Genomic DNA, 26095 nt, shown 5'->3' on the forward strand with positions numbered 1-26095 from the left:
AGAACTAGAACATGAACCGCTACCCTCTCTGGAAATACCTCGTCATCGTGGTGGCGCTGATCATTTCGGCGATCTACACGCTGCCCAACTTCTACGGCGAAACGCCCGCGGTGCAGGTGTCCAGCTCGCGCCAATCCATTCCGGTGGACACCGCCGTGATGGCGCGCGTGGAAAACGCCCTGAAGTCGCAGAGCCTGAGTCCCGACGGCGTATTCCTCGACAACAACAGCCTGAAGGTCCGCTTCAAGGACACCGACACCCAGCTGAAGGCGCGCGACGCCATCCAGCACGAGCTGGGCGACAACTACATCATCGCACTGAACCTGCTGCCGGCTTCCCCGGCCTGGCTGTCCTCGCTGCACGCCAACCCGATGTTCCTGGGCCTTGACCTGCGCGGCGGCGTGCACTTCCTGCTGGAAGTGGACATGAAGGCCGCCATCGACAAGGCGATGGACCGTTACTCCGGCGACCTGCGCCGCGAGCTGAAGAACAAGCAAGTGCGCTACGGCAACATCCGCCGTACCGGCAACACGCTGGAAGTGCAGCTGCGCGACAACGACACGCTGAAATCGGCACAGGACGTGGCCTACCGCATGCTGCCCACCCTGGCCATCCGCGCCGATGACTCCAGCAACAAGCTGATCCTGACGCTGAAGCCGGAAGAAGTCATCAAGATCCAGAACGACGCGGTCAAGCAGAACATCACCACCCTGCACAACCGCGTCAATGAGCTTGGCACCACCGAGCCCATCATCCAGCAGGCCGGCCCGAACCGCATCGTGGTGCAGCTGCCCGGCATCCAGGACACCGCCCGCGCCAAGGACATCATCGGCCGCACCGCCACGCTGGAAGTGCGCATGGTGGAAGACGACCAAGGCAAGGTGGCCGACGCCATGGCAGGCAATGTGCCGGCCGGCTACGAGCTGCTGGACGAAGTCACCTCCCGCGGCCAGAGCAAGATCCTGCTGAAGAACGACGTGGAGCTGACCGGCGACAATATCAACGACGCCCAGCCTAGCTTCGACCAGTTCGGCGCGCCCGCCGTCAGCATCACGCTGGACAGCACCGGCGCCGCCATCTTCCGCCAGCTGACCGGCGAAAACGTCGGCAAGCGCATGGCGATGGTGCTGGTGGAAAAAGGCCGCAAGGAAGTGGTGACCGCGCCGGTGATCCGCACCGAAATCGGCGGCGGCCGCGTGGAAATCTCCGGCAGCATGAACAATGCCGAAGCCAACGACACCGCCCTGCTGCTGCGCGCCGGCTCCCTGGCCGCCCCGATGAACATCATCGAGGAACGCACCATCGGCCCGAGCCTGGGCAAGGAAAACATCGAGAAGGGCTTCCATGCCACGCTGTGGGGCTTCGCCGCCATCGCCGCGTTCATGGTGATCTACTATGGCCTGTTCGGCGTGTTCTCCGCCCTGTCGCTGGCCATCAACGTGTTCCTGCTGATCGCCATCCTGTCGATGCTGCAAGCCACGCTGACCCTGCCCGGCATCGCCGCCATCGCGCTGGCGCTGGGCATGGCCATCGACGCCAACGTGCTGATCAACGAGCGCATCCGTGAGGAGCTGCGCAACGGGGTGCCGCCGCATTCGGCGATCCAGGCTGGCTATACCCATGCCTGGCACACCATTCTGGACTCCAACGTCACCACGCTGATCGCCGGCCTGGCGCTGATGATCTTCGGCACCGGCCCGGTGCGCGGCTTCGCCATCGTGCACTGCCTGGGCATCATGACCTCGATGTTCTCGGCGGTGCTGGTGTCGCGCGGCCTGGTGAACCTGTGGTACGGCCGCCGCCGCAAACTGACCTCGCTGGCCATCGGCCAGGTGTGGAAACCGGAAAACAAGGGTTAATCCAATGGAGCTTTTCCGCATCAAACGGGACATCCCGTTCATGAGCTACGGCAGGCTCACCACTGCGATCTCGCTGGTGACCTTCATCCTCGCCGTGTTCTTCCTGGCCACCCGCGGCCTGAACTTCAGCGTGGAGTTCACCGGCGGCACGGTGCTGGAAGTGCAGTATCAGCAGTCGGCGGACCTGGACAAGATCCGCGACCGCGTCGACGGCCTCAAGCTGGGCGAAGCCACGGTGCAGAACCTGGGCAGCAGCCGCGACGTGATGATCCGCCTGCCGAACAAGCCGGGCACCAGCTCGGCCCAGCTGTCCGACAAGGTGATGACGCAGCTGAAGGCTGACGATGCCGCCGTGCAATTGCGCAAGGTCGACTTCGTCGGCCCGAGCGTGGGCGCCGAGCTGGTGTCCAGCGGCCTGACCGCCGTCATCCTGGTGTGCCTGGGCATCATGCTCTACCTGGCCATCCGCTTCGAATGGCGCTTCGCCGTGGCGGCCATCATCGCCAACATGCACGACGTGGTGATCATCCTCGGCTGCTTCGCCTTCTTCCGCTGGGAGTTCTCGCTGACCGTGCTGGCCGGCATCCTGGCGGTGCTGGGCTACTCGGTGAACGAATCGGTGGTGGTGTTCGACCGGATCCGCGAAAACTTCCGCAAACCGGGCACCCGCGGCCTGCCGGTGAACCAGGTGATAGACAACGCCATCACCTCCACCATGAGCCGCACCATCATCACCCACTTCTCCACCGAAATGATGGTGGTGTCGATGCTGGTGTTCGGCGGCCCGGCGCTGCACGGCTTCGCCATGGCGCTGACCATAGGCATCGTGTTCGGCATCTACTCCTCGGTGCTGGTGGCCAGCCCGATCGCCCTGTGGCTGGGCGTGAAGCGCGAGCACATGATCAAGCCGGTGAAACCAAAAGAAGAAGCGGTGGTCTGACCTCCGCACCGCATCAACTGGCCGGCTTGTCCGGCCAGTCGGCTGTTGATAGCCCCCTCGCCTTCTTGAAGGCGAGGCTCCCTTGCAGGGCAAGGGCGGGGGGATTGGGATTCAAATAGGCAGGCTGCCGAATGAGCCGCTTATTTGGCGAGGCCCGGCTGTGCCGGGTCCTCTAGAATCGTACCGATTCACCATGTCAGCAGCCAGGCCGGCTTGTCCGGCCAGTTTTTTGCCCTCCTTCGCTCAACCCGAACCACTACTACGTACCGGAAAGCTCATGGAAGTCCTGACATTCCTGATCGATTTCATCCTGCACATCGACACCCACCTGGCGCAGCTGGCGGCCAATTACGGCCCGTGGATCTACGCCATCCTGTTTCTGATCATCTTCTGCGAAACCGGCCTGGTGGTGACGCCCTTCCTGCCGGGCGACTCGCTGCTGTTCGTCGCCGGCGCGCTGGCCGCCATGGGCAAGATGGACGTGCACGCGCTGGTGGGCACCCTGATCGTCGCCGGCATCCTGGGCAATACCGCCAACTACACCATAGGCCGCTACCTCGGCAAGGCGCTGCTGCAACGCTTCCCGCGCTTGATCAAGCAGGACTATCTGGACAAAACCCACGCTTTCTACGCGCGCCACGGCGGCAAGACCATCATCTTCACCCGCTTCGCTCCCATCCTGCGCACTTTCGCGCCGTTTGTGGCCGGCATCGGCGCCATGGGCTATCGCCAGTTCATGGCGTACAACGTCATCGGCGCCATCCTGTGGGTGGCCAGTTTCAGCTACGCCGGCTATTTCTTCGGCAACCTGCCCTTCGTGCGCAAGAATCTGGAACTGCTGATTTTCGGCATCATTTTCGTTTCCTTCCTGCCGGCCATCATTGAATTCCTGCGCCATAAACGCGCGGCCGCCAAGTCTTAATCCGTAGTAAAATCGACAAGGCCGCCCCCACCGGGCGGCCTTATTCGTTTTCCGACACCAGACCTCGCCGCCCATGAACCGCATCCAAAAGCTCCCCGACCACCTCATCAACCAGATCGCCGCCGGCGAAGTGGTGGAACGCCCGGCCTCCGCCTTGAAGGAGATGCTGGAAAACAGCCTGGATGCAGGCTCCAGCCGCATCAGCGTCGATCTGGCCCAGGGCGGCATCAAGCTGATACGCGTGACCGACAACGGCGCCGGCATCGCGGCGGAAGACTTGCCGCTGGCGCTGGACCGCCACGCCACCAGCAAGATCGCCTCGCTGGACGATCTGGAGTCGGTGGCCACCCTGGGCTTCCGCGGCGAGGGTCTGGCCAGCGTGGCCTCGGTGTCTCGGCTGACGCTGGTGAGCCGCCCGCAAGACGCCGAGCATGCCCACCAGATCATCGCCATCGACGGCACGCTGCATCCGGTGGAGCCGGCCGCGCATCCGCATGGCACCAGCGTGGAAGTGGTGGATCTGTATTTCAACACCCCGGCGCGGCGCAAATTCCTGAAAAGCGAAAACACCGAATACGCCCACTGCGAGGCAACCTTCGAGCGCGTGGCGCTGGCGCACCCGGACGTGGAATTCCTGCTGCGCCACAATGGCAAGGTGATCTGGCGCCTGCCCTCGCAAAGCGCGGAAGACCGCGTGGCCGCATTGCTGGGCAAAGACTTCGTCGCGGCAGCCATTCCGCTGGCCAGCCAGGCCGGCCCGCTGGCGCTGTCCGGCTTCATCGCCTCGCCCACCTATTCCAAGGCCAGCCGCGACGCCCAATATTTTTACGTCAACGGCCGCTTCGTCCGCGACAAGACCGCCCAGCACGCGCTGCGCCAGGCCTATCGCGACGTGCTGCACCACGACCGCCACCCGGCTTACGCGCTGTTCTTCCAGCTTGAGCCGTCCGGCGTGGACGTCAACGTGCATCCGACCAAGATCGAGGTGCGCTTCCGCGAAAGCCAGGCCGTGCACCAATTCCTGTTCCACAGCGTGCACAAGGCCTTGGCCGGCACCACCGCCGGCGCCGCGCCGACAGTCCAAGTGGAGGATGCGGCGCCCGGCGTGGCGGCAGACGCACCCGCCGGACTCTCGCGCGGCGAATCGGCCTCGCTGTTCGCCAATGCCGCCCCAAGCCCGCGCCCGGCCTCGTTCTCTTCGCCCGCGCCGCCGCCCTTCCGCTACCAACAGCAATCCATCCCGCTGAACGTGGCGCGCGAGGCCGTGGGCGTGTACGACAAAATGTTCGGCGGCCTGCGCGACGAAGAACGCGCCCAGTCCCAGCCGGAGACGGGCGCCAGCCCCGCCCTGCCCCACCCAGCCGTGCTGGCCATGCCGGCGCACGACGAAAACGGCATCCCGCCGCTAGGCTTCGCGCTGGCGCAACTGCATGGCGTCTATATCCTCAGCCAATGCGCCGAAGGTTTGATCTTGGTGGACATGCACGCGGCGCATGAGCGTATCGTCTACGAAAGGCTGAAAACCGCGCTGGAAGCCGACGCCATCCCGCTGCAGCCCTTGCTGCTGCCGGTGTCGTTCGCCGCCGACCGCATGGAGGTGGCCACCGCCCACGAGCACGGCGAAGAGATGAAAAAGTTGGGCGTAGAGCTGGCGCCGCTGTCCCCCACCCAGATCGCCGTGCGCGGCGTGCCGGTATGGCTGAAAGACGGCGATCCGGTGGAGTTGGCGCGCGCAGTGCTGAAGGACGTGCGCGAGTTCGGCCTCAGCCAGGTGCTGACCGAACGCCGCAATGAACTATTGGCCACCATGGCTTGCCACGGCGCGGTGCGCGCCAACCGCCAGCTGACCTTGCCGGAAATGAACGCGCTGCTGCGCGACATGGAGGCGACGGAACGCTCCGGCCAGTGCAACCACGGCCGCCCCACCTGGAGCCGGTTGACGATGCGCGATCTGGACAAGCTGTTCATGCGCGGTCAGTAAGCGCCGTTTCTGTCATCCATTATTCTTAGCCGTGGCGTCTCAACGCTGAAGACGCCGCGGCCAAAGCGACAAGGTTTGAAGTGAAAGTCAGCGTATTAGTGGAAAACCATAGCCACCGGCCCGAGTTGAAAGCGGAAGCCGGTTTGTCGCTATGGATTGAACGCGGCCCTCATCGCGTGCTGTTCGATACCGGCCGCAGCGGCCTGTTGCTGGAAAACGCCGCCCAGATGGGCATTGATTTATCCAGCCTCAGCCATCTGGTGCTGTCGCATGGCCATTACGACCACAGCGGCGGCCTCGCCCCGCTGGCGGAGCATCTGCGCCCAGCCGCGCGCCCGCAGCTGATCGCCCATCCAAGCGCGCTGCTGCCGCGCGTCGCCACGCTCGGCCCCTGGCCGCTGCGCCGGCTGGGCATTCCCGCTATCCCTGAGACTTTGGCGTCGCAGTTCGATCTGCGCTTGCAGACAGAGCCCTACCCCTTCGCCGACGACTTTGTGTTTCTCGGCCAGATTCCGCGCGAGCGCTACGCCGAAGGCCGCGGCTCGCTGGGCAGGCTCAATCCCGACCAAGCGGACAGCGCGCCCGACATGGTAGAAGATGACTCCGCCCTGGTCTGCAAGACCAGCAAGGGCCTGATCATTTTCAGCGGCTGCGCCCACTCCGGCATCCGCCATATCGTCGACTACGCCAAGCTGGTTTGCGGCGGCGCGCCGGTTCGCGCCGTCATCGGCGGCTTCCATCTGCGCAGCGCCAGCCCGCTGCGGGTATGGCAGGTGCGCCGCTATTTCCAACGGCAAACCGAGCCGCAACTCTTCGCCTGCCATTGCAGCGGCTACGCCCGCCATCTGCTGCCCAAGCAAATGCCCATCGCCACCGGCAGCCGGCTGATCTTCGACTGAACCCCATCTCATTTGGCAAGACTGCGCGCGCCGTTGCATACAAAGGCCGCGCAATCATTGCCAACATTTTGATGCCGCCGCCCATTCATTGAAATGACAGTTAAATGCTCGGCGCTTTATGATGGCGACTCCAGCCAAACAGGAGATCAGCGCATGCGTTTCCCCACATTCGCCGTGCTGGCCATCGCCGCCTTATGCGCAGGACGCGCGTCTGCCGCCGTCGATCAAGCCATTGAACTCAATACCGCCACCGGCCGCATCGCCGGCTCGCTGATGTTGCCGGATCACGCCGACAAACCGCCGGTCGCGCTAATCATCGCCGGCTCCGGCCCCACCAATAGAGACGGCGACAACCCCGGCCTGCCCTATGGCAGCGGCGGCTATCTCAAGCAACTGGCCCAGGCGCTGGCCGAAGCCGGCATCGCCTCGGTGCGCTACGACAAGCGCGCCATAGGCGAGAGCCGCGCCGCCGGCCTGGACGAAGCGGCGCTGCATTTCGACGATTACGTGGGCGACGCCGCCGGCTGGGTCGCCAAGCTGAAAACCGACGCCCGCTTCTCCAAGGTGGCCGTGATCGGCCATAGCGAGGGCTCGCTGATCGGCATGCTGGCGGCGGAAAAGCAAAACGCCGCCGCCTTCGTCTCTCTGGACGGCCCTGCGAGCAACGCGGCGGATATTCTTCGCCTCCAACTGGCGCCCAGGCTGCCGGAAGACTTGGCCAAGCAAAGCGATCGCATCCTGCAAGCGCTGCGGCAAGGCCGCGAAGCCGACAACGTCCCCGGCCCGCTGATGGTGGTGTACCGCCCCAGCATCCAGCCCTACCTGATTTCTTGGTTCCGCTACACCCCCAGCGAAGCGCTGCGCGCGCTGAAAGCGCCCGCTTTGATCATCCAGGGCGGCGCCGACCATCAAGTAGCCAAGAGCGAGGGCAAAACGCTGCATGCCGCCAAACCCGACAGCCAGTTCCTGCTGATTCCCGGCATGAACCACCTGCTGCGCGACGACGAAGCGAACGTCCAGGCCTCATATGGCGCCGCTCCGCAGCCGCTGGCGCCGGAGCTGCCCTCCGCCCTCATCCGCTTTCTGAAGCAGAGTCTGTAAACGCGAAAGCCCGGCCAAGCCGGGCTTCCTGCCGCGCCCAGAGCTGAAGCCAAAACAATATAGGGATCCGAATAAGCGGGATGCGTGCCACCCCGCCGTAGTCCGTTGCAGTCAGACCATCGCCACCGACAAATATTCCAAACAAATACGAAAGATAGTAACCTTATGCCTGACTGACTCGACTCCGTAAAGGCAGATAAAAAATGAAGAGAGTGTTATTACTGATCATGCTGGCAGCGTGCTCGCTAACATCTCACGCCACATCCACTAACGAGCTATTTGCTGACAAACCATACACTCTGAATCTGGATCTGCTACAGGCCTTGGATCCAAAACCTCTTCAAGTCAGCAGCTTCAAACCCGAACCGGCAGAGCCTGAGCGCGTTCAAGGCATACACATCATCTCAGGAGGCCGAATTTACCCCTTCACTTACGAAGTGATCAGTGTCCGCAACCCCAAGCCGGGCATCTTGGAAACTCTGTCGAAAACGCTAGATGGTAAAAGCGATATCATTCTGAAAAACATTGCACCATGCTCTCTCGCCGAACAATGCCTGCACTATTTCGAACGCATCAGTGTGGATGGCAAGCCTCACCATGCCACTTCAAATTATTTGCTGGTTAAAAACCAGACGCTGTATCACTTTTCGGCAGCCAACTACGCCGCATTGATCAATGGATACGAAAGCTGGGGGGCGCCGACCGAGAACAAAAATGCCGAGCTTGAAGTAGGGCGCTTGCTTCAAGCGATCAGCTTCAAAAATACCAAAGCGCCATCCGCCTCCGGCCCGAACTAGATGCTATTTCAAGCTTATTTTCCTGCTTGATTGATAGTGCCAAAATATCTTGAAAACTGAAGCGGGATTACACCGCCAATCACTAAAACCATGAGATTGGCCGCTAGCCGCTGACCAAGCCGGCCTTTTACATCCGGCAATGCGACGCAGCGCGCTAGCGGTCAATAGTCTGCCCGAGCATGCAACTTAAAGCGGCCCAAGCCAAATTGGCGGATATGGCATTAAAGTAAATCCCGCATCCGGTAGTAAGCCATCCCCAACACCAGCGCCGGGGTGCGCAATAATTTGCCGCCGGGAAAGTCGCGATGGCGGATCTTGGCGAACAGGTCCAGCCGCGACGCGGTGCCGGCGATAGCCTCGGCTACAATCTTGCCGGCGATGCCGGTGATATTGACGCCATGGCCGGAAAAGCCCTGCAGATAATAGATATTGCCGTCCAAGCGGCCGAAGTCGGGCGCGCGGTTGACGGTGATGTCGCAGAAGCCGCCCCAGGCGTAATCGACGCGGGTGCCCGCCAGTTGCGGAAACACGTGCAGCATGTCGGCGCGCATCGAGGCGGCCAGATCGCGCGGCTCGCGCCCGGAATAGCTGACCTTGCCGCCGAACAACAAGCGGTGGTCGGCGGACAGCCGGTAGTAATCGAGCACGAAATTGGTGTCGCACACCGCCATATTGTCGGCGATCAGCGCGCCGGCGCGCGCTGCGCCCAAGGGCTCGGTGGCGATGACATAGGTGCCGGCCGGCATAATGCGCCGCTCCAGCTCCGGCGCCAGCGCGCCGATATAGGCATTGCAGGCCAGCACCAGATGTCGGCTGCTCACGCTGCCGCGCTCCGCATGCGCTTTGGGCTGCTGGCCTTTTTCCAGCCTCAGCACTGGGGTCTGCTCGTAAATCCTCACGCCCGCGGCCAACGCCGCCCCGGCCAGGCCCAAGGTGTAATTAAGCGGGTGCAGATGGCCGGAGCGTGGATCGAACAAGCCGCCGACATAACGCTCGCTGCCCACCTTGCCGCGCAGCGTCTCCTGATCCCACAACTGCTGGTCCGCGTAGCCATACAGGCTCTCAGCTTCCCGCCGCCAATCCTCCAGCTCCCGCATCTGGCGGGGCTTGACCGCCACGCTGACGTAGCCTCGCTGCCAATCGCAAGGAATGCCATGGTGGCGCACCCGCTCATCGATGATCTCCACCGCCTCCACCGACATGTCCCACATCGCCTTGGCGGCTTCGGCGCCCACTTGCGCCCGGATGCCGGCGATATCGCTGGCGAAACCGGCGATCACCTGTCCGCCATTGCGGCCGGACGCGCCGAAGCCGACCTCCGCGCCCTCCAGCAAGATGACGGAGAAGCCCTTTTCCGCCAGATTCAGCGCCGCGGACAACCCGGCCAGGCCGCCGCCGACCACGCAGACATCGCAGGAAGCATCCTCCTGCAGCGGCGGCTGTCGGCCCCAGGCATGAGCCGTAGCGGCGTAATAGGATGGCGGATGCGGTTGATGCGCGAAGCTCAGCATACTTTTCCCATGGGTGGTGAAAACGAAAGAGAGTCCAGGCGGTAGCGGGCGATGCGCTCTCCTTCATTGGCAGGCCGAGGCCGCCCTCCGCATGAGAGACGCTGGATTGGCCCCGCGCGCCAGCTTAAGCCGGGAGCCGGCTTGCCATAGCAGCCATCTCCCTATCGGGCTGGCCGCATGGCAAAAGAACCGCCATGCCGGTCGAGGATGCTTGGCGGCGGAATAAAAAGCTTATTGCGTCAGCACCACCGGCGTGTCGGCGCGCCAGCTGATGTAAACCGGCTCATCCCAGGTGGGCGGCGTTTCATTGGCGTCGCACCAGCGCGACGACGGCACCACCGATTTGACGATTTTGCCGCTGGCCAGCTTGACGTGATAAATGGAATAACTGCCCAGATAGGCGATGTCTTCCACTTTTCCGGCGGCACGGTTGGGGCCGGCGGCCAGCGCCTGCTTGTCCAGCCGCACGTCCTCCGGCCGCACGCTGGCCCAGACATGCATGCCCTTGGGGCCGGTGATGCCGTGGTCGATATGGATCAGCCCGCCCAGCTCGACGGACTGGATTTCCACCTTGTCGGCTTCGTCCACCACCACCGCGCCTTCGAAGATATTGGTCTCGCCGATGAATTCGGCGGTGAAGCGACAGTTGGGGTATTCGTAGATTTCGGTCGGGGTGCCCACTTGCAGCAGCTTGCCCTCGCTCATCACGCCGATGCGGCTGGACATGGTCATCGCTTCTTCCTGATCGTGCGTCACCATGATGCAGGTCACGCCCACCGCCTCGATGGTGTTGACCAGCTCCAGCTGGGTCTGCTGCCTGAGCTTCTTGTCCAGCGCGCCCAGCGGCTCGTCCAGCAGCAACAGCTTGGGCCGCTTCACCAGGCTGCGCGCCAGCGCCACCCGCTGCTGCTGGCCGCCGGACAACTGGTGCGGCTTGCGGCCGGCGAATTTGCGCATCTGCACCAAGTCCAGCATCCGCGACACCCGTTCGGCGATCTCGTCCTTGGGCGCGCCATCCTGTTTCAGGCCGAAAGCGACGTTCTGCTCCACCGTCATGTGCGGAAACAGGGCGTAGTTCTGGAACATCATATTGACCGGCCGCTCGTAGGGCTGCAGGCCGTGCATGTCCTGGCCGTCCAGAATGATCTTGCCCGAGGTGGGCGACTCCATGCCCGCCAGCATGCGCAGCAGCGTGGACTTGCCGCAGCCGGAGCTGCCTAGCAAGGCGAAGATTTCATGCTTGCGGATGTCCAGATCGATATGATCGACGGCCACGTGGTCGCCGAACTTCTTCACCACGCCTTGAATGCGCAGATAGGTGGGAGCGGCCGCGCCCGCGGCGCTGGCGGCGGCGAGATGGGCCGCGCCTTGGGTGGCTGCAATAGCTTCCGACATGTCGTTTCCCTTTCCCTTTTGCCCGAGGCAGGCGCGCTTGCGCGCGCTTCCAGCATGGCAAATAGCGGATCGCCCTGCTTGAAAAGATGAAAGCGGGATGGATGGCGAAGAAAACCAAACAACGCCCTGCCGCGCCTCGCGGCCGGCTGTGGCGGCTCTCCTCTTCTCACCCGTCCCCTATGGCACGGAATTGCCGCCGTCTGCTGCGGCGGTGACAGGTGTCAGACTAAGCGATGTTTAAGAAAATTGACAAGCCCCGGCAATAGATCCGGTTAGAACATTCCATCTGCTTGTGGCTTCGACGCCTCAGCTGTTGAAGAAATCAAACAAGGCAGGGCTCATCGCCCGCATGCGCAGGCTGAAGACTTGGACGATGGCGGCACGCGGCGCTCGATGAACAGGCTGTTGCCCGGCATTTTCTTGGCCTGTTTCTTGGCGTCGGCGGTGGCGGCGCCGATTTCATGATGGTTCAAATACCGGCCGGGCTGGATTTTCACCACGCCCAGCGACAAGGTCGTCAGCGGCAAAAACAGGATTTCGCCGGTGCGCGCCGCCACCTCGAAACCGCCGGCCTCGCGATGCCGCTCGGTGAAATGTCCCGACGCCAGCCGGCCGAATTCCGCCAACGCCCGGCGCAGCCGCTCCTCCCAATCCTCGGACTGCATCAGCACCACAAAGTCGTCGCCGCCGACATGGCCGACGAAATCGCGCTCCGGATCGGCAAACTCCTGCAGCAAACGCGCCAGCAGCAAGATCAGATCGTCGCCGGCTGCGTAGCCGTACAAGTCATTGAAAGGCTTGAAGTGGTCCAGATCTGCGTAGGCCGCCACAAACGGCGCGCGCATGCCCAGCAGCCGATCCACCGTTTCGTTGATCGGCACATTGCCCGGCAGGCCGGTCAAGGGATTGGCGTAGCGCGCCGCCGACAGCTGCAGCTCGGTGATTTTGCGCATCAGCGCGAAACCGGTGCCCATGCCCAGATAGCGGCCGCCCTCAGTGATGATGAAGCCATCCACCAGATAGCGCTGCTCGGCGGCCACCACCAGGCTGGACAGCTCATGGACGGTGATGTCGGCATTCACCACCAAGGGCTGCTTGTCCATCATCAGGTGGCAGGGCTTCTTGCCATACAGCTCGCGGTTGAACGGTTTGGCGAAACTTTCCAACAGATGATGGCGGCGCAGCAGGCCCACCGGCACGCCGTCTTCCACCACGGGAATGGCGAAGCATTCCGGATGTTCGGCGAAACGCCGGTAAGCGGCCTCGTTCGGTACCCGCGACTCCATCGGCGCCACGTCCATCAGCAAATCGCGGGCCAGCGCCTGATTGCGCAGGGCATGGCGGCGGTTGCCGGTCCAGGGCAGGCTGTCTGCGCTCAAGGGCAGCTCATGCGCGGGATGAGCCTGGGGCCTGGCCAACAAATAGCCCTGCCCATAACGGACGCCGAGTCGGCACAAAGTTCGCAGCTCCGCGGCCGACTCTATGCCTTCCGCCACCAGCTGGGCGCCGGACTCGCGGGCGATGTCCACCATGGAGCGGACGAATTGTTCTTTCAGCGGATCAAGATGGATGTTCTGGACAAAGTGCTTGTCCAACTTGACGAAATCCGGCCTCAGCTCGGACCACAGGCGCAGATTGGAAAACCCCTCGCCCAGATCGTCCATGGCGATGCGCAAGCCGCCTTTGCGGCAGCCGCTGGTCACCTCGCGCAGCGCCAGATAGCCGCCATTGGGCCTGGTTTCGGTCAGCTCCAGAATCACTCGCTTGCTGTCCAGGCCTATCTGAGCCAAGAACGCCAATATCGAGGCGGCACGCTGTTCCTGCACCAGCAGCGTTTCCGGATGCAGATTGACGAACAGCATGCCGGGCAGCGCCAGCTCGGTGAAGCGTTCCGCGCAGGCGCGCAAGCAGGCGATATCCAGCGAGATCGTCATCTGGCAGCGCTCGGCAGCTTCGAACAGCATCATCGGCGAATGCAGCGTGCTGTCCGACGGCCCGCGTATCAACCCCTCATAGCCAAGAATGACGCCAGCATCAAGATCGACAATAGGCTGAAAAACCGGCTGCAGCCGGCGCTGCCCGATGATTTCGTCCAATTCCTGGCACCAGCCCGCCACGCCCTGCAAAGGAGAGGGCTCGACGCAGATTTGCATGATTTCCTAAACGACCCCGCAAAAAGTCCACCGGCGAATCTACCTCGCCAATATGTCAAAGGAATTACGGTCGTCTTTTTCTCCGCCATGCTGTTCAGACCGACACCGGCAGTTCTAGAATGAAAACATGACAGCCAGGAAGAGAAAGCGCCATGCCCTATGCCCAGATCAATGGACATCAAGTCTATTACGAGGAAAGCGGACAGGGCGCCTCTCCCCTGCTGCTGATGAACGGCATCACCATGTCGACGGTAGGCTGGACCTTGATGCTGCCGATGCTGGAGCGTTATTTCCGCGTCTTGAGGCTGGACTTCATCGGCCAAGGCCAGAGCGATCATCCGCCCGCAGACCATTACGCCCTGGCCGATCAGGCCGACTTGGCTTGCGGCCTGCTGGATCTGTTGGGTATCGATCAGGTCTATGCGGCCGGCCTTTCCTACGGCGGCATGGTGGCGCAGCATTTCGTCCATCGGCATCCCGCGCGCGCCGGCAGGCTGTTTCTGGCCGGCACGCTGGCTTGGTCGGACAGCGTCAATCACTACATCGGCGACAGCTGGATCGCGGCCAATCGCCAGGGCGGCCTGGACTTGCGTTACGAAGTCAGCATACCTTGGCTGTTTTCCAGCCGGTTTCTGGCCAGCAGCGCGCCCATGCTGGATGATCTGAAGAAAATGGCCGGACTGGTGGACTGGGAGGCGGTGATCCGCCTGATCAATGGCGTCAAGCAGCATGACGCCAGGACCTGGCTGCCGCAATTGCAACTCCCGACGCATATCCTGGTCGGAGACGAAGACAGGTTGACGCCGCTCTACCAGGCGCAACTGCTGCATGGCCTGATTCCGGGGGCCACGCTGGAAGTGCTGCCCGGCGCCGCGCATGTGCTGCACATCGAGTCGGCGGAGGCTTTCGCCCGCGGCATCGTGCGTTTCGGCCAGGCATAAGGCATCTTAATCACTCGGCAATGCCGTATTGAGGCTTCTCGCTTGCGGATGACGGCTCCAGGCCGGCGGAAAAACATGTCCGCCATCCGCGCGCTCCAAGCCTCTCAAACGCTTATTGCCGGTTCAATCATTGCAGGTTCAGTACCGGCACAAGGGGAAGATTAGCGATGAAAGTTGAATCCGTACTGCTCAGCGTAGACAAACAAGGCGTGGCCACCGTCACGCTCAACCGGGCCGACCTGCACAATGCGCTGGACGATGAAACCATCAGCCTGCTGGCCGCCACGCTGGAAACCGTGGCCGAAGACAACACCATCCACGCCGTGGTGCTGACCGGCAGCGGCATCAGCTTTTCCGCCGGCCATGATCCGGATTGGCTGCGCCGGCTGTCGCAGTTTTCGGCCAGCGAACTGAACCGCTACGCGCAACAGACCGCGCAACTGCTGCATACGCTGGACACGCTGCCCAAGCCTACCGTGGCGAAAGTGCAAGGCTCGGCCTTCGGCCTGGGCGTGGCCCTGGTAGCCTGTTGCGACATCGCCATCGGCGTGTCGGAGGCGCTGTTCAGCTTGTCGGAAGTCCGCTTCGGCCAGATCCCGGCCTTGTCCACGCCCTACCTGATCCGGGCCATAGGCGAGCGCGCGGCGCGGCGCTATTGCATCACCGCGGAGCGCTTCAACGCCGGCAAGGCCAAGCGGCTGGGCCTGATCCATCAAGTGGTGGAAAACGACGAGATCGACGCGGCGGTGCGCCACATGCTGGGGCAATTGCTGCTCAACAGCCCCGCCGCGATGCGCGCGGCCAAGCACCTGATAGGCGAAATCGGCCACCAGGACATTTCCTTGCCGGTGATGCAGCGCTGCATCGAACACAGCCTGACCATGCGCATGAGCGAGGAAGGCCGCGAAGGCATCAATGCCTTGATCGAAATGCGCAAACCTGGCTGGATGGACTGAGGGCTGGCCCAAGCGGCTGCCGCGATGCGACAATAGCGCCCTTCCCATCCGCCGCCGCAGCCGCCATGTCCCACACTTTCTTCTGGCACGATTACGAAACCTTCGGCGCCGTGCCGCGCCAGGACCGCCCCTCGCAATTCGCCGGCATCCGCACCGATGCCGAGCTCAATGAAATCGGCGAGCCGGTGATGCTGTACTGCTCGCCCGCGCCGGACTACCTGCCGACGCTGCAAGCCTGCCTGCTGACCGGCATCACCCCGCAGCTGTGCGCCGAGCGCGGCGTCGCCGAGCATGAGTTCGCCGGCGTGATCGAACGCGAGCTGGCCACGCCCGGCACCATAGGCGTGGGCTACAATTCGCTGCGTTTCGACGATGAAGTCACCCGCTTTCTGTTCTGGCGCAATCTGATCGATCCCTATGCCCGCGAATGGCAGAACAACTGCGGCCGCTGGGATTTGCTGGACCTGGCGCGCGCCGCCTACGCGCTGCGGCCCGAGGGCATCAATTGGCCAAAACACGATGACGGCCGCCCCAGCTTCAAACTGGAGCACCTGTCCGCCGCCAACGGCCTGGAGCACGACGCCGCCCACGACGCCCTGTCCGACGTGCGCGCCACCATCGCGCTGGCCCGCTTGATCCGCCAACACCAGCCCAAGCTGTTCGACTTCTACCTGACGCTGCGCAAGAAAGACGCGGTCAAGGTTCAGCTGTCGCTGCACGACCCCAAGCCGGTGCTGCATGTTTCCGGCATGTACGGCCCGGAGCGCGGCAATCTGGCCGTCGTATGGCCCTTGGCCCAGCATCCGACCAATGGCAACGAGGTGATCGTCTGGGATCTGGCGCGCGATCCTTCCGAGCTGCGCGGCCTGTCGGCGGACGCCATCCGCCAGCGCATGTTCAGCCGGACAGAGGACTTGCCGGAAGGCCTGGAGCGGCTGCCGATCAAGACCATACACATCAACAAATCGCCCTTCGTCGTCGCCAATCTCAAGGCGCTGAGCGAGGACAAGGCCGCGCGCTGGGGCGTGGACTTCGCCGCCGTCCAGCGGCATGCGGACATCGCCAAAACCTTGCCTGACTTGAATTCGCTCTGGCGCAAGGTATATCAGCGCGAGGCCGGCGAACCGCAGGACGTGGATCAAAACCTGTACGGCGGTTTCGTTTCCAACAATGACCGCCGGGTCCTGCAGAAAATGCGCCGCCTGTCCGGACCGCAGCTGGCCGGCGAGATGGCGCTATTCGAAGACCCGCAGCTGGCTGAACTATTGTTCCGCTACCGCGCCCGCAACTTCCCCGACACCCTGGCCGCCGCGGAGAAACAACGCTGGCAAACCTTGTGCCGCAGCCGCGTGGAGGCCGGCATGCCAAGCTTTCTGCAGGAGTGGGAAACGCTGCAAGCCACCGAGCTGTCCGAAACGCAACAACAGCTGCTGCGGCAAGTCGCCGACTACGCCGACCAATTGCGGGCTTGATCCGCCTGAGCCGCCAGGCCGGCCTGGCGCGCGCCTTCGATTCCGGATGCCCCATCCAAGCAGGCATCCGGAATCGCCAAGGCAAATCCACCGCCCGAATCGCCCTTTCCCGCCTCGCTACGCATTTGCCCTTATGAATTTCCACTATGTATTGAGCTAGAACCATTTATATGGGAATCAATATGTAAACAAGGGGGCGACGATGCTGCATCAGTTCACCGTTCGACAGAAACTGCTGGGCGGATTCGCCATCCTCATCATGCTGCTATGCGTGGTGATAGGCGTCGCCTATCTCAAACTGCAGAATATCCAGGACAACATCAACGAGATCAAAAACGACCGCTATCCCAAGATCGCGCTGTCTCACCGCATCTCGCTCAACCTGCTCAATATCGGCCGCGAGGTGCGCGACGGCGTGCTGGCCAATCGCCCTGAGGCGGTGGAGGAGCACATCCGCAAAGCCAACGAAATCCGCGCGCAAAACATAGACGACATGAACAAAATGGAGCCGCTGCTCTCCACGCCCGAAGGCCGCGTCATTTTCGGCAAGATACGCGAGGCGCAAACCCGGCAACGCGCGCTGTTCGAGCCGCTGTACGCTTTGCTGCGCAGCCATCAGGTCGAGGCCGCGCGCGACTTTCTGGATAACAAGTTCGCCCCCGCCAATAACGATTTCATAGCGGCGCTCACGCAATTGCGCGAACGCCAGCAAGGCCGGCTGGAAAAATCGATGGACGAAGCGCTGACCGCCAGCCAGGCCGCCATCGCCATTCTGATTTCCACCTCGGCCCTGACCCTGCTATTGGCTTTAGGCGTGGCGCTGGCCATTTCCAACCTGATCACCAAGCCGCTGCGCAAATCGGCCGATCTGGTCCATCAGATCAAGCAAGGCAATCTGGCCGGCGCCGATGAGCTCATTCCCCCAGCCCGCGACGAGGCGATGATCATCGCCCGCGACATTCAGGAAATGCGCGATCAACTGCGCCAGATGGTGCAAAGCATCCAGGACAACGCCCATCAGGTGTCCGACTCCGCCCGCGCCCTGTCCGGCATGGCGCAACAAGTGGCGACCGGCGCCCAGACCCAGGCCGAGGCCACCTCCTCCGCCGCCGCCTCGATCGAGCAGCTCACCGTCAGCATCAACCATGTGGCGGACAACTCCAGCGAAGCCTCCGAGCAGGCCCATGCCGCCGGCCAGCTGGCCAGCCGTGGCGGCAACGAGGTGCTGGAATCGGTGGGCAAGATCCGCTTCGTCACCACGTCTGTGGACGATACCTCCAAACAGATGAACAGCCTGACGCACGAGGTGCAGCAGATCGGCCATATCGTCACGGTGATTCGGGATGTCGCCGACCAGACCAATCTCTTGGCGCTCAACGCCGCCATCGAGGCCGCCCGCGCCGGCGAAACCGGGCGCGGCTTCGCGGTAGTGGCGGACGAGGTTCGCAAGCTGGCGGAGCGCACCACCACATCGGCCCAGGAAATCACCACCATGATAGGCTCGATCCAGAAGGGCGTCGGCCAAGTGGTGCACAGCATGGGACAGAGCCTGGATTGCGTGGAAGGCGTGTCCAGCACCGCGGAACAGGCTTCGCAGTCGATGAAGGAGATCGAATCCAGCGCGGACACCATTCTGCGCACCATTCAGAACATCACCGGCGCCTTGTCCGAACAACGCAGCACCAGCCAATGCCTGGCGCAGGACATGGAGAAAGTTTCGCGGATGGCGGAGGAAAACAACGCCACCGTGCAGGAGCTCGCCACCACCTCCAGCCAACTGAGTACCCTCTCGGCCAATCTGCAAAGCGTGACCACCCGCTTCCGCCTGTAGCGGGTTAGCTTGTCGGCCTGGCTGCGCCGGTTTCGGCGCAGCCGTTTTTTTACTCGGCGCGGCGGCAATATGCTGCCAACAAACGTCATGCTTCTCGCTTATAATCGCGTCCATTGCCCTTTGCATAGCCAAACTGGACGTCACATGGACCCGATTCTGCTGTTTCACTCGCTGATCATGGGCTTGGTGGAAGGCATCACCGAGTTTTTGCCCATTTCCTCAACCGGCCACCTGATCCTGACCGGCGATCTGCTGCATTTCCTCGATAAGGAAAAACGCGACGTCTACGAGATTTTCATCCAGTTGGGCGCCATGCTGGCCGTGGTATGGGAATATCGCCGCAAGATCGGCGCCACGCTGGCTGGCGCCATCCGCCCCGGCAGCGAGCGCAATCTGCTGCTCGGCATCGTCATCGCCTTCATTCCGGCCGCCATCGCCGGCCTGTTGTTCTCCAAACAGATCAAGGCCGTGCTGTTCAACCCGGTATGCGTGGCCATCGCCTTCATCGTCGGCGGCTTGATCATTTTGTGGGCGGAAAAGCGCGAACATAAGATCGCCGTGGAGACAGTGGACGACTTGAGCCTGAAGGACGCGCTGAAAGTGGGGCTGTGCCAGTGCCTGGCGCTGATTCCCGGCACCAGCCGCTCCGGCGCCACCATCATAGGCGGCATGTTCTTGGGCTTGTCCCGCAAAGCGGCCACCGAGTTTTCCTTCTTCCTCGGCATTCCCACCTTGGGCGCGGCTTCGCTGTATAGCCTGCTCAAGCATCGCGATGCGCTGAGCGGCGACGATATCGGCGTATTCGCGGTCGGCTTCGGCGCGTCATTCATATTCGCCTTCCTGGCCATCCGCGCGCTGCTGCGTTTCATCTCCACCCACAGCTTCGCCGTATTCGCCTGGTATCGCATCGCCTTCGGCCTGATCGTGCTGGCCAGTTGGCAGAGCGGCCTGGTGAACTGGAGCGCCGGCTAAGCGCTTGCGATGCGCAGCCCCTGCGACACACCGCCGCAGCGAGGCTTGGCCTAGCAGGCCTTTTCCGAGGATGGAGTGAACAATCGGGCGCATTGCCCCCCTTTAAGCCTGCCAAGCGCCGCTACGGGCCTGGCCGGAGAGGCCAGGCCGCGCTGCTCGCCTAAAAGCTCGCGCTGAACACCACGCCGGCAAAGCGCAGGCAGTCTTCGACCCGCTGGCGTTGCACTGGGCTCAAATCTTCCAGCGGAAAGAAGCGCCAAGCCGAGTGCTCGGCGCTGAGGGACAGGATAGTGTCTGGCGGCAAGACGCAACGGAAGATGAAAGCCTGGGAATTGTACGTCCGGTGATAGTAGACGCCGGTCAGCCATTTCACCTCGACCTCCAACCCCAGCTCCTCCCGGCATTCGCGGACAATGCACTCGTGTATGGTTTCGCCCGGCTCCAAAGCGCCGCCGGGCAGCCCCCAAGCCAAACCGCCATAGGTGGCCTTCAATTGCAGCACCGCCCCAGCGCCATCGGTGATCACCGCATGGGCGCTGAGGCGGAAAACATCGTCGAACGCCATCCTACGGCTTGGCTTGATGGCTGACCCGGTCGAAGAAGTCGTAGATGCCGGTTTCGCTCATCCGGCGGGCATCGGCCAGTTCGCCGGCGCGGGTCGCGTACAGCACCTTATTGTCGGACGACAGCACCACGGCGGCCGGAATGCCTTTGGCGATAGGGTGGCCGTAAGCGGCATCGATGTCCAGGTTATGATCGAAATTGCCGACATCCACCTTGATCACCTTGAATTCGCGGTTCACCAGTTCGGCGCTCTTGCCGGTCTTCAGCGCCGCGTCCAGCGCGCGGCAGTCCTCGCACCAATTGGCGCCCAGAATCAGCAACACCGGCTGATGGCTTTGCTGAGCCGCGGCCAGCGTCTGCTGCAGTTCCGCCTTGGCATCGGCCTGTTCGTTGTAAGGCAGATCGGCGGCGACCGCCGCTACGCTCGCCAGCAACAGCGCGAGCATCAAAAAGTATTTTCGCATGAGAAGCTCCTGCGGCAAGAAAGATCAAATCAATTTGGGATGGCAAACAATCTCGGTCTTCACCGAGTTGGCGATGAAGCACTCTTCATGCGCGGTGTGATGCAGTTGCTGCAACTGCTCGAGCGTCGGCTGCTTGTCTCCGGAAAACGCTGTCGCCGGATGCAGGGCCGCCTTGGCTACCCAAGCTTTGCCCTTGTCGTCGCGCCCCATTTCGCCGACCGCCTCATCATGGTAGCGATCCACCCGGAAACCTGCGCGGGCGGCCAAATCCAGAAACCACAGCATATGACAGGCCGACAAGGCGGCGATGAACGCTTCCTCCGGATCCACGGCGGCCGCGTCGGAATACGGCAGCGGAACGACATGGGGAGAAGATGAGCCCTTCACCTCCACCCCGCCATCAAACCTCAACACATGGCTGCGGCTATAGCGGCGGTCCAGAAAATCCTGCTCACCGCGCTGCCAAATCACTTCCGCAAGGTGCTGCGCCATCACGGCCTCCAGAGGGAAATCCAAACCGGAACATGATAGCACGGCAATGACAAACAACTATCAGCGGTAGCAATCCGGCCTCAGCGCCTGCGTCCCCCACACCTCGTCCTGCTCCGTCCGCCAGCGCCGCAACTCGCTCAAATCCAGATCGGCGAACAAGATGCCGGCTTGATCATCGGCCAGCGCCAGCAAGCGGCCGCGCGCGTCTATCAGGCAACTGGCGCCATCCTGCAGCGGCGCGGGGTAATTGCATAGGGCGACAGCGAATCGGTTTTCCAATGCCCGGCCGCGCAACTGCTGCAGCCGCGCATCGCCCAGCGCTTCGTCCTCGCGCATTCGACAGGCATTCGGCGTCAAGACCAGCTCCGCGCCTTGGCGCATCAAGGCGCGGCCCGCTTCGGGAAACTCCCTGTCGAAACAAATCATCGCGCCTATCCGCACCGTTGCGCCGCCCAGCGCCACATCGGCGCATGCGAAACCATCGCCGCCCTGCAGCGCCGTTTCCGTACCATCGGCAAAGTCGCAGATATGGACCTTGTCGTATTGCAAGGCCAGCCGGCCATCCGCGCCGTACAGTCGCAAGCGGTTGCGCAAAGCGCCCTGATGGCGCGCCAGATAGGTAAAGCCTACCGCCAGCCGGCGCTCCTGGGCCAAAGCCGCGATGGCGGCCAGCGCCGGATGCCCATCATGCCAGGCGTGCGCCTCGTTCATTTTGTCTGGCCGATAGCCGGTCGACCACAATTCCGGCAACAGCAGCAGATGCGCGCCGCCTGCCGCCGCCTGTTCGCACCAAGCCTGCAGCCAAGCCAGGAAGGCGGCCTCCTCCGGCGCATCCCCTTGCTGGGCCAAGGCCAGGCGGATCCGGCTCATACCAATGCGATCCGCACGTAAATCGGCTGGTATGGCGCGTCCTGGCTCACCTTGGCCAAACCTTCCTTCACCAGCTCCAGCACCGCGATGAAGTTCACCACCAGATGCGCCACGCCCTTGTCTAGATCAAACAACTCTTCGAAGGGCACGTACTCCTTGCCTTCCAGATAACGCAGAATCCAGCTCATCTGCTCGCGCACCGACAATTCGTCCTTCTCCACCTTGTGATGGCGCTTGTGCTTGGCGCGGGACAGGATGGCCATCCAGGCTTGACGCAGGTCGCCGCTGCTGATGTCCGGCAGGCGCTGCTCGGCCGATTGTTCCACCAGCACCGCCAGCCAGGCGAAATCGCGGTCGGCCTGCGGAATTTTGTCCAATTCCAGCGCGGCCAGCTTCATCTGCTCGTATTCCAGCAGGCGCCGCACCAGCTCGGCGCGCGGATCGTCGGGCTCGCCGTCCTCATCCAGCTGCGGCCTGGGGAGCAGCAAGCGCGACTTGATTTCGATCAGCAGCGCCGCCATCAACAGATATTCCGCCGCCAGCTCCAGCCGCCCATGCTGCATAGCGTCGATATAGGACATGTACTGCGCGGTGATGTCCGCCATCGGGATATTGAGCACGTCCAGATTCTGCTTGCGGATCAGATACAGCAGCAGGTCCAGCGGGCCTTCGAAGCTTTCCAGGATCACTTGCAGGGCATCAGGGGGAATGAACAGATCCTGCGGCAGCTCCAGAACAGGCTGGCCGAAAACATGGGCAATCGGTAAACTGTCGGACAATTCATCCGTCGCCGACGGGACCTCGCCGGGCGCAGGGTTGTGGGATTCGGAATTCATGCCGGCAAGGATACCAGTTCCCTACTGCGCGCGCGGTTGAACTTTTCCATGTCCGAGCAGCCAAAATGGCTTTATATCTGATGCAACGCCGCGTGTTAACGAATTCCGCACACCTTGTTTCGATGTTGATCGCTGGCATCATTCTGGCCAGCTCAGCCACAGCCGCCACCGCTCATCCCACCCCAGCGGCACCCGCCGCAGCCAGCCAGCCGGAAAACAATTCCGACCATTTCTGGCGCAAGCGCAAAATCCAGGAAACCAGCCGCCGCATCATTGAAATCGATCTGGGCGTCACCGACAAGCTGACGCTGGACGAAAACGACCACAGCCAAGCAGGCAATATCTATCGTTTCACTTGGCGATTGCCGGCAGGCAAGACCTCCGCGGCTGGCTATCAAGCCTATGCCATCCAGGGCGATGTGGCGCATGGCGCCATACTGAGCATTCGTTGCCAACGCGCCAACGGCTCCATTGAGAAGTGCTACCCGCGCTAGGCTCAGCGCCCCTCCTTCGCCTCCGCCTCATGCGGCTCCGCCAGCCGGACTTCCATCAACTGACACGCGCTGGTCTGCAATAACAGCCGCTGCGCGCGCACTTGCCACGCTTGCTCTCCCTGGCGCACTTCAAATAAGCGCAGCGCTTGATATCGCCTGCCCGGCAAGACCAGCACGCCCCGCTGCTGAAACTGCCGCTCCGCGCACAGCAGCAATCCTTTTTCCAGGCCGCCGGAGGGGTGGCTGCTATGCGGCGCGACCAGCACAGCCGCCGGCCGCTTGCCGACAAACTCCACGCCGCAATCCGCCAGTTCGCCATTTCTGGGAAGGCAAATCCACCTCACCACGCCTAACTGCCAACTGGACCCCTGCCGTTTAAGCATGGCCAGCGACCCCGCCTGCAGGTCCTGATCGGAGAAATCGCCCGCCAAACGCATGCCTGATGCGCTGAGATTGCCGATCTCCAAACGGCTAGCGCTCTCCCCCAGCGCAAGCTCGCCGCTCGCCAAACGCCAGCACGAATCGAACTTCCCCAATAAGACAGCCGTCTCGCCATTATGCAGCGATTGGCGGATATGCCTGCGCCGCGGCGGATGACGCCATTCCCGCTCCAGCCGGGACAGCAGCATCCAATCCCCCGCGGCCGCGTCTGCCTGCCGCTGCAGCCCGCTCAAAATGCGGCGCAAAACCTTTTCCGCGTCGGCGCGCCAGCTGATGCCTTCTTCGCCATCCGATTCCGCGGCGAAACGCCCCGGCCCGTCCACCCGCTCCGCGATCAACCAACCGCCGGATGTCCTGCCTTGCGGACTCAGCTTCAATAAAGGGCCATACCGGCATATCCATTGCATCAAGCGTATTTGATTGACGCCGTCCAAGCGATTGCAGGAGCAGAGCCCCAACAGCAGGACACGTCGATACCAGGCGCCCAACGCGCCCTCCCCGCCTATGGGACGCCGTCCCTGCCAAGACCGCTGCGCCATTTCACGAAACAGGCCATGGCAGTGCAGCCAGAAGCCCTGAGGCAGCGGCGCATAGGATTTAACATACTCGCGCAGCAACAGCCACGCGCTCATCAGCGCCAGCAACAGCGCCAATTGATGCTGGCTTCTGCGGCCAAACCAACCTGAAACGCGCAAGCGCTCCTCATCCAGGCAGCGCTTGGCGTTTTCCCACAAGGCAAGCCACAGCTCGCCGGCCAAGTCTGCATCTTCGACGCCATATAGATTAAGCGACTGCGCGCATAGCAATATTTCCCGCAGCGCCTGCAAGTCCAGGCCATGCTCCGGATGGGCATGGTGCCTTCGCAGCATCCGCAACTCTGCCAGGGCGATGGCTGGCGCCAGCCCCTCAAGCCGGCTCAGGGCGGCAAGCCAGGCCGCGCGCGGCAGGGATGCGCCTTGCATGTCTAAAGGGGGCGACGGAACGGTTGTTTCAAGATGAGGCATGGTCATTCAAATTAAACGTGTCAGGGCTGGCCCTGCTTACCGAGGAACAGCGCTCAAGGCCGCCAGCACATCGCCGCTGCCGCATACTCGGCAATACTCGCCATCCAGATTGGCCAAGCTCATCGCATGCACTTCTTCCGCGCTGCGCCAGCGGCCTTGCCAATCTTGCTTGTCGAAAGTGAAGCAAGCGTCTTCCGCCAAGCAGACATCAAAGCCCAGATTGCCGGCCATCCGCACCGTGGCCTCGACCGAGTTGCTGGTGCTCACGCCAACAACTACCAGCTCCAGCCAGCCCTTCTCGCGCAATAACGCTTCCAGACCGGTGCCGATGAAGGCGCTATTGGTTTGCTTGGCGATCACCGTTTCGCCAGGCAAGGGCATCGTCTCCGATTTGAAGGCATGGCCGGGCCGATCCGGACGAAAGGTGGAGGCGGGCTCGACGGAGTCATGACGGATATGGATCAACGGCAAGCCGCGTTCGCGCCAGGCGGCCAGCAGCCGCGCGCAAACCTGTTCGGCTTGAGGGTGATTGCGCGGGCCCCAGCTCGGGTCGTCGACAGCCTGTTGCATATCGATCAGCAATAACAGCGGCGGGGCGCGAAATGAATGGGGAGCCGGCATATCAGTCTTCAATGCACAATGAGAACGGCATTATGCCATGCTCCCTCGTTTCGCTACAGCGCGGATAATTTAAATCAGAAGCATGGGATTTTTACCAATAGCCGCCCGGCACATAATCGCCGAAGTACCAGCGGTGGCCTTCCAGATCCAAGGCCAAATAACCGGTTGCGCCGTACTCTTCCCGCTTCAGGGCTTGCAGAATCTCCACGCCCTGCGCCCGCGCCTGTTCATAGTGCGCGGCTGGATCCGGCACGTGCACATACAAAGCCTGCGACCAGTTCCGCTCATTGCGCGGCCCGGTCCAGTCATGCGCGGGGTTGGGGCTGGAAATCATGAAAACAGCATTGCCAAGCGACAGCTCGGCATGCATCACCTTGCCATCTTCAATCACGGCGAAACGGCGCTGAAACCCAAATGCGCGCTGCAGCCATTCCAAGGCCGACACCGCATCTTGGTAACACAGGCCAGGGTAGACGCCCGGCGGAACTTGATTCGCACTCATCACTGCCTCCTGGTGGGTAAACCTAAAGGCCTAATGTTAGGACAATGGCAATAAAAAAACCGCCCTACTAAAGGGCG

General features: G+C 62.5%; 24 protein-coding genes. 13 read left to right on the forward strand and 11 right to left on the reverse strand.

Features of this window, described 5'->3' with window-relative positions:
* Nucleotides 1-11: 11 nt before the first annotated feature.
* The 7 genes from secD (at nucleotide 12) to NKT35_RS01150 (ending at nucleotide 8499) form a co-directional block, all read left to right on the forward strand.
* Nucleotides 12-1859 carry a protein translocase subunit SecD gene (secD, locus tag NKT35_RS01120; protein ID WP_254297963.1) on the forward strand — a complete coding sequence of 616 codons (1848 nt, stop codon included), beginning with the start codon at nucleotides 12-14 and terminating at the stop codon, nucleotides 1857-1859.
* A gap of 4 nt (nucleotides 1860-1863) precedes the next feature.
* On the forward strand, nucleotides 1864-2799 hold the full coding sequence (gene secF / locus NKT35_RS01125) for a protein translocase subunit SecF (protein ID WP_254297964.1): 936 nt from the start codon (nucleotides 1864-1866) through the stop codon (nucleotides 2797-2799).
* Between the two features lie 277 nt (nucleotides 2800-3076).
* Complete coding sequence (locus NKT35_RS01130; protein ID WP_254297965.1) at nucleotides 3077-3721, forward strand: DedA family protein; 645 nt, start codon at nucleotides 3077-3079, stop codon at nucleotides 3719-3721.
* 73 nt (nucleotides 3722-3794) lie between these two features.
* Nucleotides 3795-5702, forward strand: a complete 1908-nt coding sequence (gene mutL / locus NKT35_RS01135; RefSeq protein ID WP_254297966.1) for a DNA mismatch repair endonuclease MutL — start codon at nucleotides 3795-3797, stop codon at nucleotides 5700-5702.
* An 80-nt stretch (nucleotides 5703-5782) separates the two neighbouring features.
* On the forward strand, nucleotides 5783-6601 hold the full coding sequence (locus tag NKT35_RS01140) for an MBL fold metallo-hydrolase (protein ID WP_254297968.1): 819 nt from the start codon (nucleotides 5783-5785) through the stop codon (nucleotides 6599-6601).
* Nucleotides 6602-6754: 153 nt separating this feature from the next.
* A complete protein-coding gene (locus tag NKT35_RS01145; RefSeq protein WP_254297970.1) occupies nucleotides 6755-7702 on the forward strand; it encodes an alpha/beta hydrolase in 948 nt (315 codons plus the stop codon).
* Between the two features lie 203 nt (nucleotides 7703-7905).
* Complete coding sequence (locus tag NKT35_RS01150; RefSeq protein WP_254297972.1) at nucleotides 7906-8499, forward strand: hypothetical protein; 594 nt, start codon at nucleotides 7906-7908, stop codon at nucleotides 8497-8499.
* A gap of 221 nt (nucleotides 8500-8720) precedes the next feature.
* Here NKT35_RS01150 and NKT35_RS01155 read toward each other — a convergent pair whose 3' ends face one another.
* The 3 genes from NKT35_RS01155 to NKT35_RS01165 all read right to left on the reverse strand — a co-directional run bounded on the left by NKT35_RS01155 (nucleotide 8721) and on the right by NKT35_RS01165 (nucleotide 13558).
* Nucleotides 8721-10010, reverse strand: a complete 1290-nt coding sequence (locus NKT35_RS01155) for an NAD(P)/FAD-dependent oxidoreductase (RefSeq protein WP_254297974.1) — start codon at nucleotides 10008-10010, stop codon at nucleotides 8721-8723.
* A 231-nt stretch (nucleotides 10011-10241) separates the two neighbouring features.
* Nucleotides 10242-11405: an ABC transporter ATP-binding protein gene (locus tag NKT35_RS01160; RefSeq protein ID WP_254297977.1), complete on the reverse strand. Its 1164-nt coding sequence runs from the start codon at nucleotides 11403-11405 to the stop codon at nucleotides 10242-10244.
* Between the two features lie 338 nt (nucleotides 11406-11743).
* Entirely contained in the window at nucleotides 11744-13558 is a 1815-nt protein-coding gene (locus NKT35_RS01165; protein WP_254297979.1) for a phosphodiesterase, read from the reverse strand.
* A gap of 152 nt (nucleotides 13559-13710) precedes the next feature.
* On the opposite strand from NKT35_RS01165, the gene NKT35_RS01170 reads away from it, so the two are divergent.
* The 5 genes from NKT35_RS01170 (at nucleotide 13711) to NKT35_RS01190 (ending at nucleotide 19730) form a co-directional block, all read left to right on the forward strand.
* On the forward strand, nucleotides 13711-14499 hold the full coding sequence (locus NKT35_RS01170) for an alpha/beta fold hydrolase (RefSeq protein WP_254297981.1): 789 nt from the start codon (nucleotides 13711-13713) through the stop codon (nucleotides 14497-14499).
* Between the two features lie 167 nt (nucleotides 14500-14666).
* Complete coding sequence (locus NKT35_RS01175; protein ID WP_254297983.1) at nucleotides 14667-15455, forward strand: enoyl-CoA hydratase-related protein; 789 nt, start codon at nucleotides 14667-14669, stop codon at nucleotides 15453-15455.
* A gap of 65 nt (nucleotides 15456-15520) precedes the next feature.
* Nucleotides 15521-16927, forward strand: a complete 1407-nt coding sequence (gene sbcB, locus NKT35_RS01180) for an exodeoxyribonuclease I (RefSeq protein WP_254297986.1) — start codon at nucleotides 15521-15523, stop codon at nucleotides 16925-16927.
* A gap of 202 nt (nucleotides 16928-17129) precedes the next feature.
* Complete coding sequence (locus tag NKT35_RS01185; protein WP_254297988.1) at nucleotides 17130-18758, forward strand: methyl-accepting chemotaxis protein; 1629 nt, start codon at nucleotides 17130-17132, stop codon at nucleotides 18756-18758.
* 144 nt (nucleotides 18759-18902) lie between these two features.
* Nucleotides 18903-19730, forward strand: coding sequence for an undecaprenyl-diphosphate phosphatase (locus tag NKT35_RS01190; RefSeq protein ID WP_254297990.1), 828 nt, complete (start codon nucleotides 18903-18905; stop codon nucleotides 19728-19730).
* 160 nt (nucleotides 19731-19890) lie between these two features.
* On the opposite strand, the gene NKT35_RS01195 is transcribed toward NKT35_RS01190, so the two are convergent.
* From NKT35_RS01195 to NKT35_RS01215, 5 genes are read right to left on the reverse strand one after another with little or no spacing between them, the layout of a single operon-like run.
* A complete protein-coding gene (locus NKT35_RS01195; protein WP_254297992.1) occupies nucleotides 19891-20295 on the reverse strand; it encodes an NUDIX hydrolase in 405 nt (134 codons plus the stop codon).
* Between the two features lies 1 nt (nucleotide 20296).
* Nucleotides 20297-20758, reverse strand: a complete 462-nt coding sequence (locus tag NKT35_RS01200; protein WP_254297994.1) for a thioredoxin family protein — start codon at nucleotides 20756-20758, stop codon at nucleotides 20297-20299.
* Nucleotides 20759-20782: 24 nt separating this feature from the next.
* Nucleotides 20783-21250 carry an OsmC family protein gene (locus tag NKT35_RS01205; protein ID WP_254297997.1) on the reverse strand — a complete coding sequence of 156 codons (468 nt, stop codon included), beginning with the start codon at nucleotides 21248-21250 and terminating at the stop codon, nucleotides 20783-20785.
* A 60-nt stretch (nucleotides 21251-21310) separates the two neighbouring features.
* Nucleotides 21311-22120, reverse strand: a complete 810-nt coding sequence (locus tag NKT35_RS01210; RefSeq protein ID WP_254297999.1) for a carbon-nitrogen hydrolase family protein — start codon at nucleotides 22118-22120, stop codon at nucleotides 21311-21313.
* Nucleotides 22117-22956, reverse strand: coding sequence for a segregation and condensation protein A (locus tag NKT35_RS01215; RefSeq protein WP_254298000.1), 840 nt, complete (start codon nucleotides 22954-22956; stop codon nucleotides 22117-22119). Before NKT35_RS01215 ends, NKT35_RS01210 begins: the two co-directional genes overlap by 4 nt.
* 122 nt (nucleotides 22957-23078) lie before the next feature.
* On the opposite strand from NKT35_RS01215, the gene NKT35_RS01220 reads away from it, so the two are divergent.
* Nucleotides 23079-23450 (forward strand): hypothetical protein, encoded by a 372-nt coding sequence (locus tag NKT35_RS01220; protein ID WP_254298002.1) that lies wholly within the window; start codon nucleotides 23079-23081, stop codon nucleotides 23448-23450.
* A 2-nt stretch (nucleotides 23451-23452) separates the two neighbouring features.
* Here the strand turns inward: NKT35_RS01220 and NKT35_RS01225 are convergent, their stop codons facing one another.
* The 3 genes from NKT35_RS01225 to NKT35_RS01235 all read right to left on the reverse strand — a co-directional run bounded on the left by NKT35_RS01225 (nucleotide 23453) and on the right by NKT35_RS01235 (nucleotide 26018).
* Nucleotides 23453-24853: a cyclic-di-GMP receptor FimW-related protein gene (locus NKT35_RS01225; RefSeq protein WP_254298004.1), complete on the reverse strand. Its 1401-nt coding sequence runs from the start codon at nucleotides 24851-24853 to the stop codon at nucleotides 23453-23455.
* A gap of 78 nt (nucleotides 24854-24931) precedes the next feature.
* Nucleotides 24932-25516 carry a cysteine hydrolase family protein gene (locus tag NKT35_RS01230; protein WP_254298006.1) on the reverse strand — a complete coding sequence of 195 codons (585 nt, stop codon included), beginning with the start codon at nucleotides 25514-25516 and terminating at the stop codon, nucleotides 24932-24934.
* A 91-nt stretch (nucleotides 25517-25607) separates the two neighbouring features.
* Entirely contained in the window at nucleotides 25608-26018 is a 411-nt protein-coding gene (locus NKT35_RS01235) for a VOC family protein (protein ID WP_254298008.1), read from the reverse strand.
* Nucleotides 26019-26095: the final 77 nt, after the last annotated feature.

Source organism: Chromobacterium sp. IIBBL 290-4 (genome assembly GCF_024207115.1).
In the GTDB taxonomy this organism is placed as follows: domain Bacteria; phylum Pseudomonadota; class Gammaproteobacteria; order Burkholderiales; family Chromobacteriaceae; genus Chromobacterium.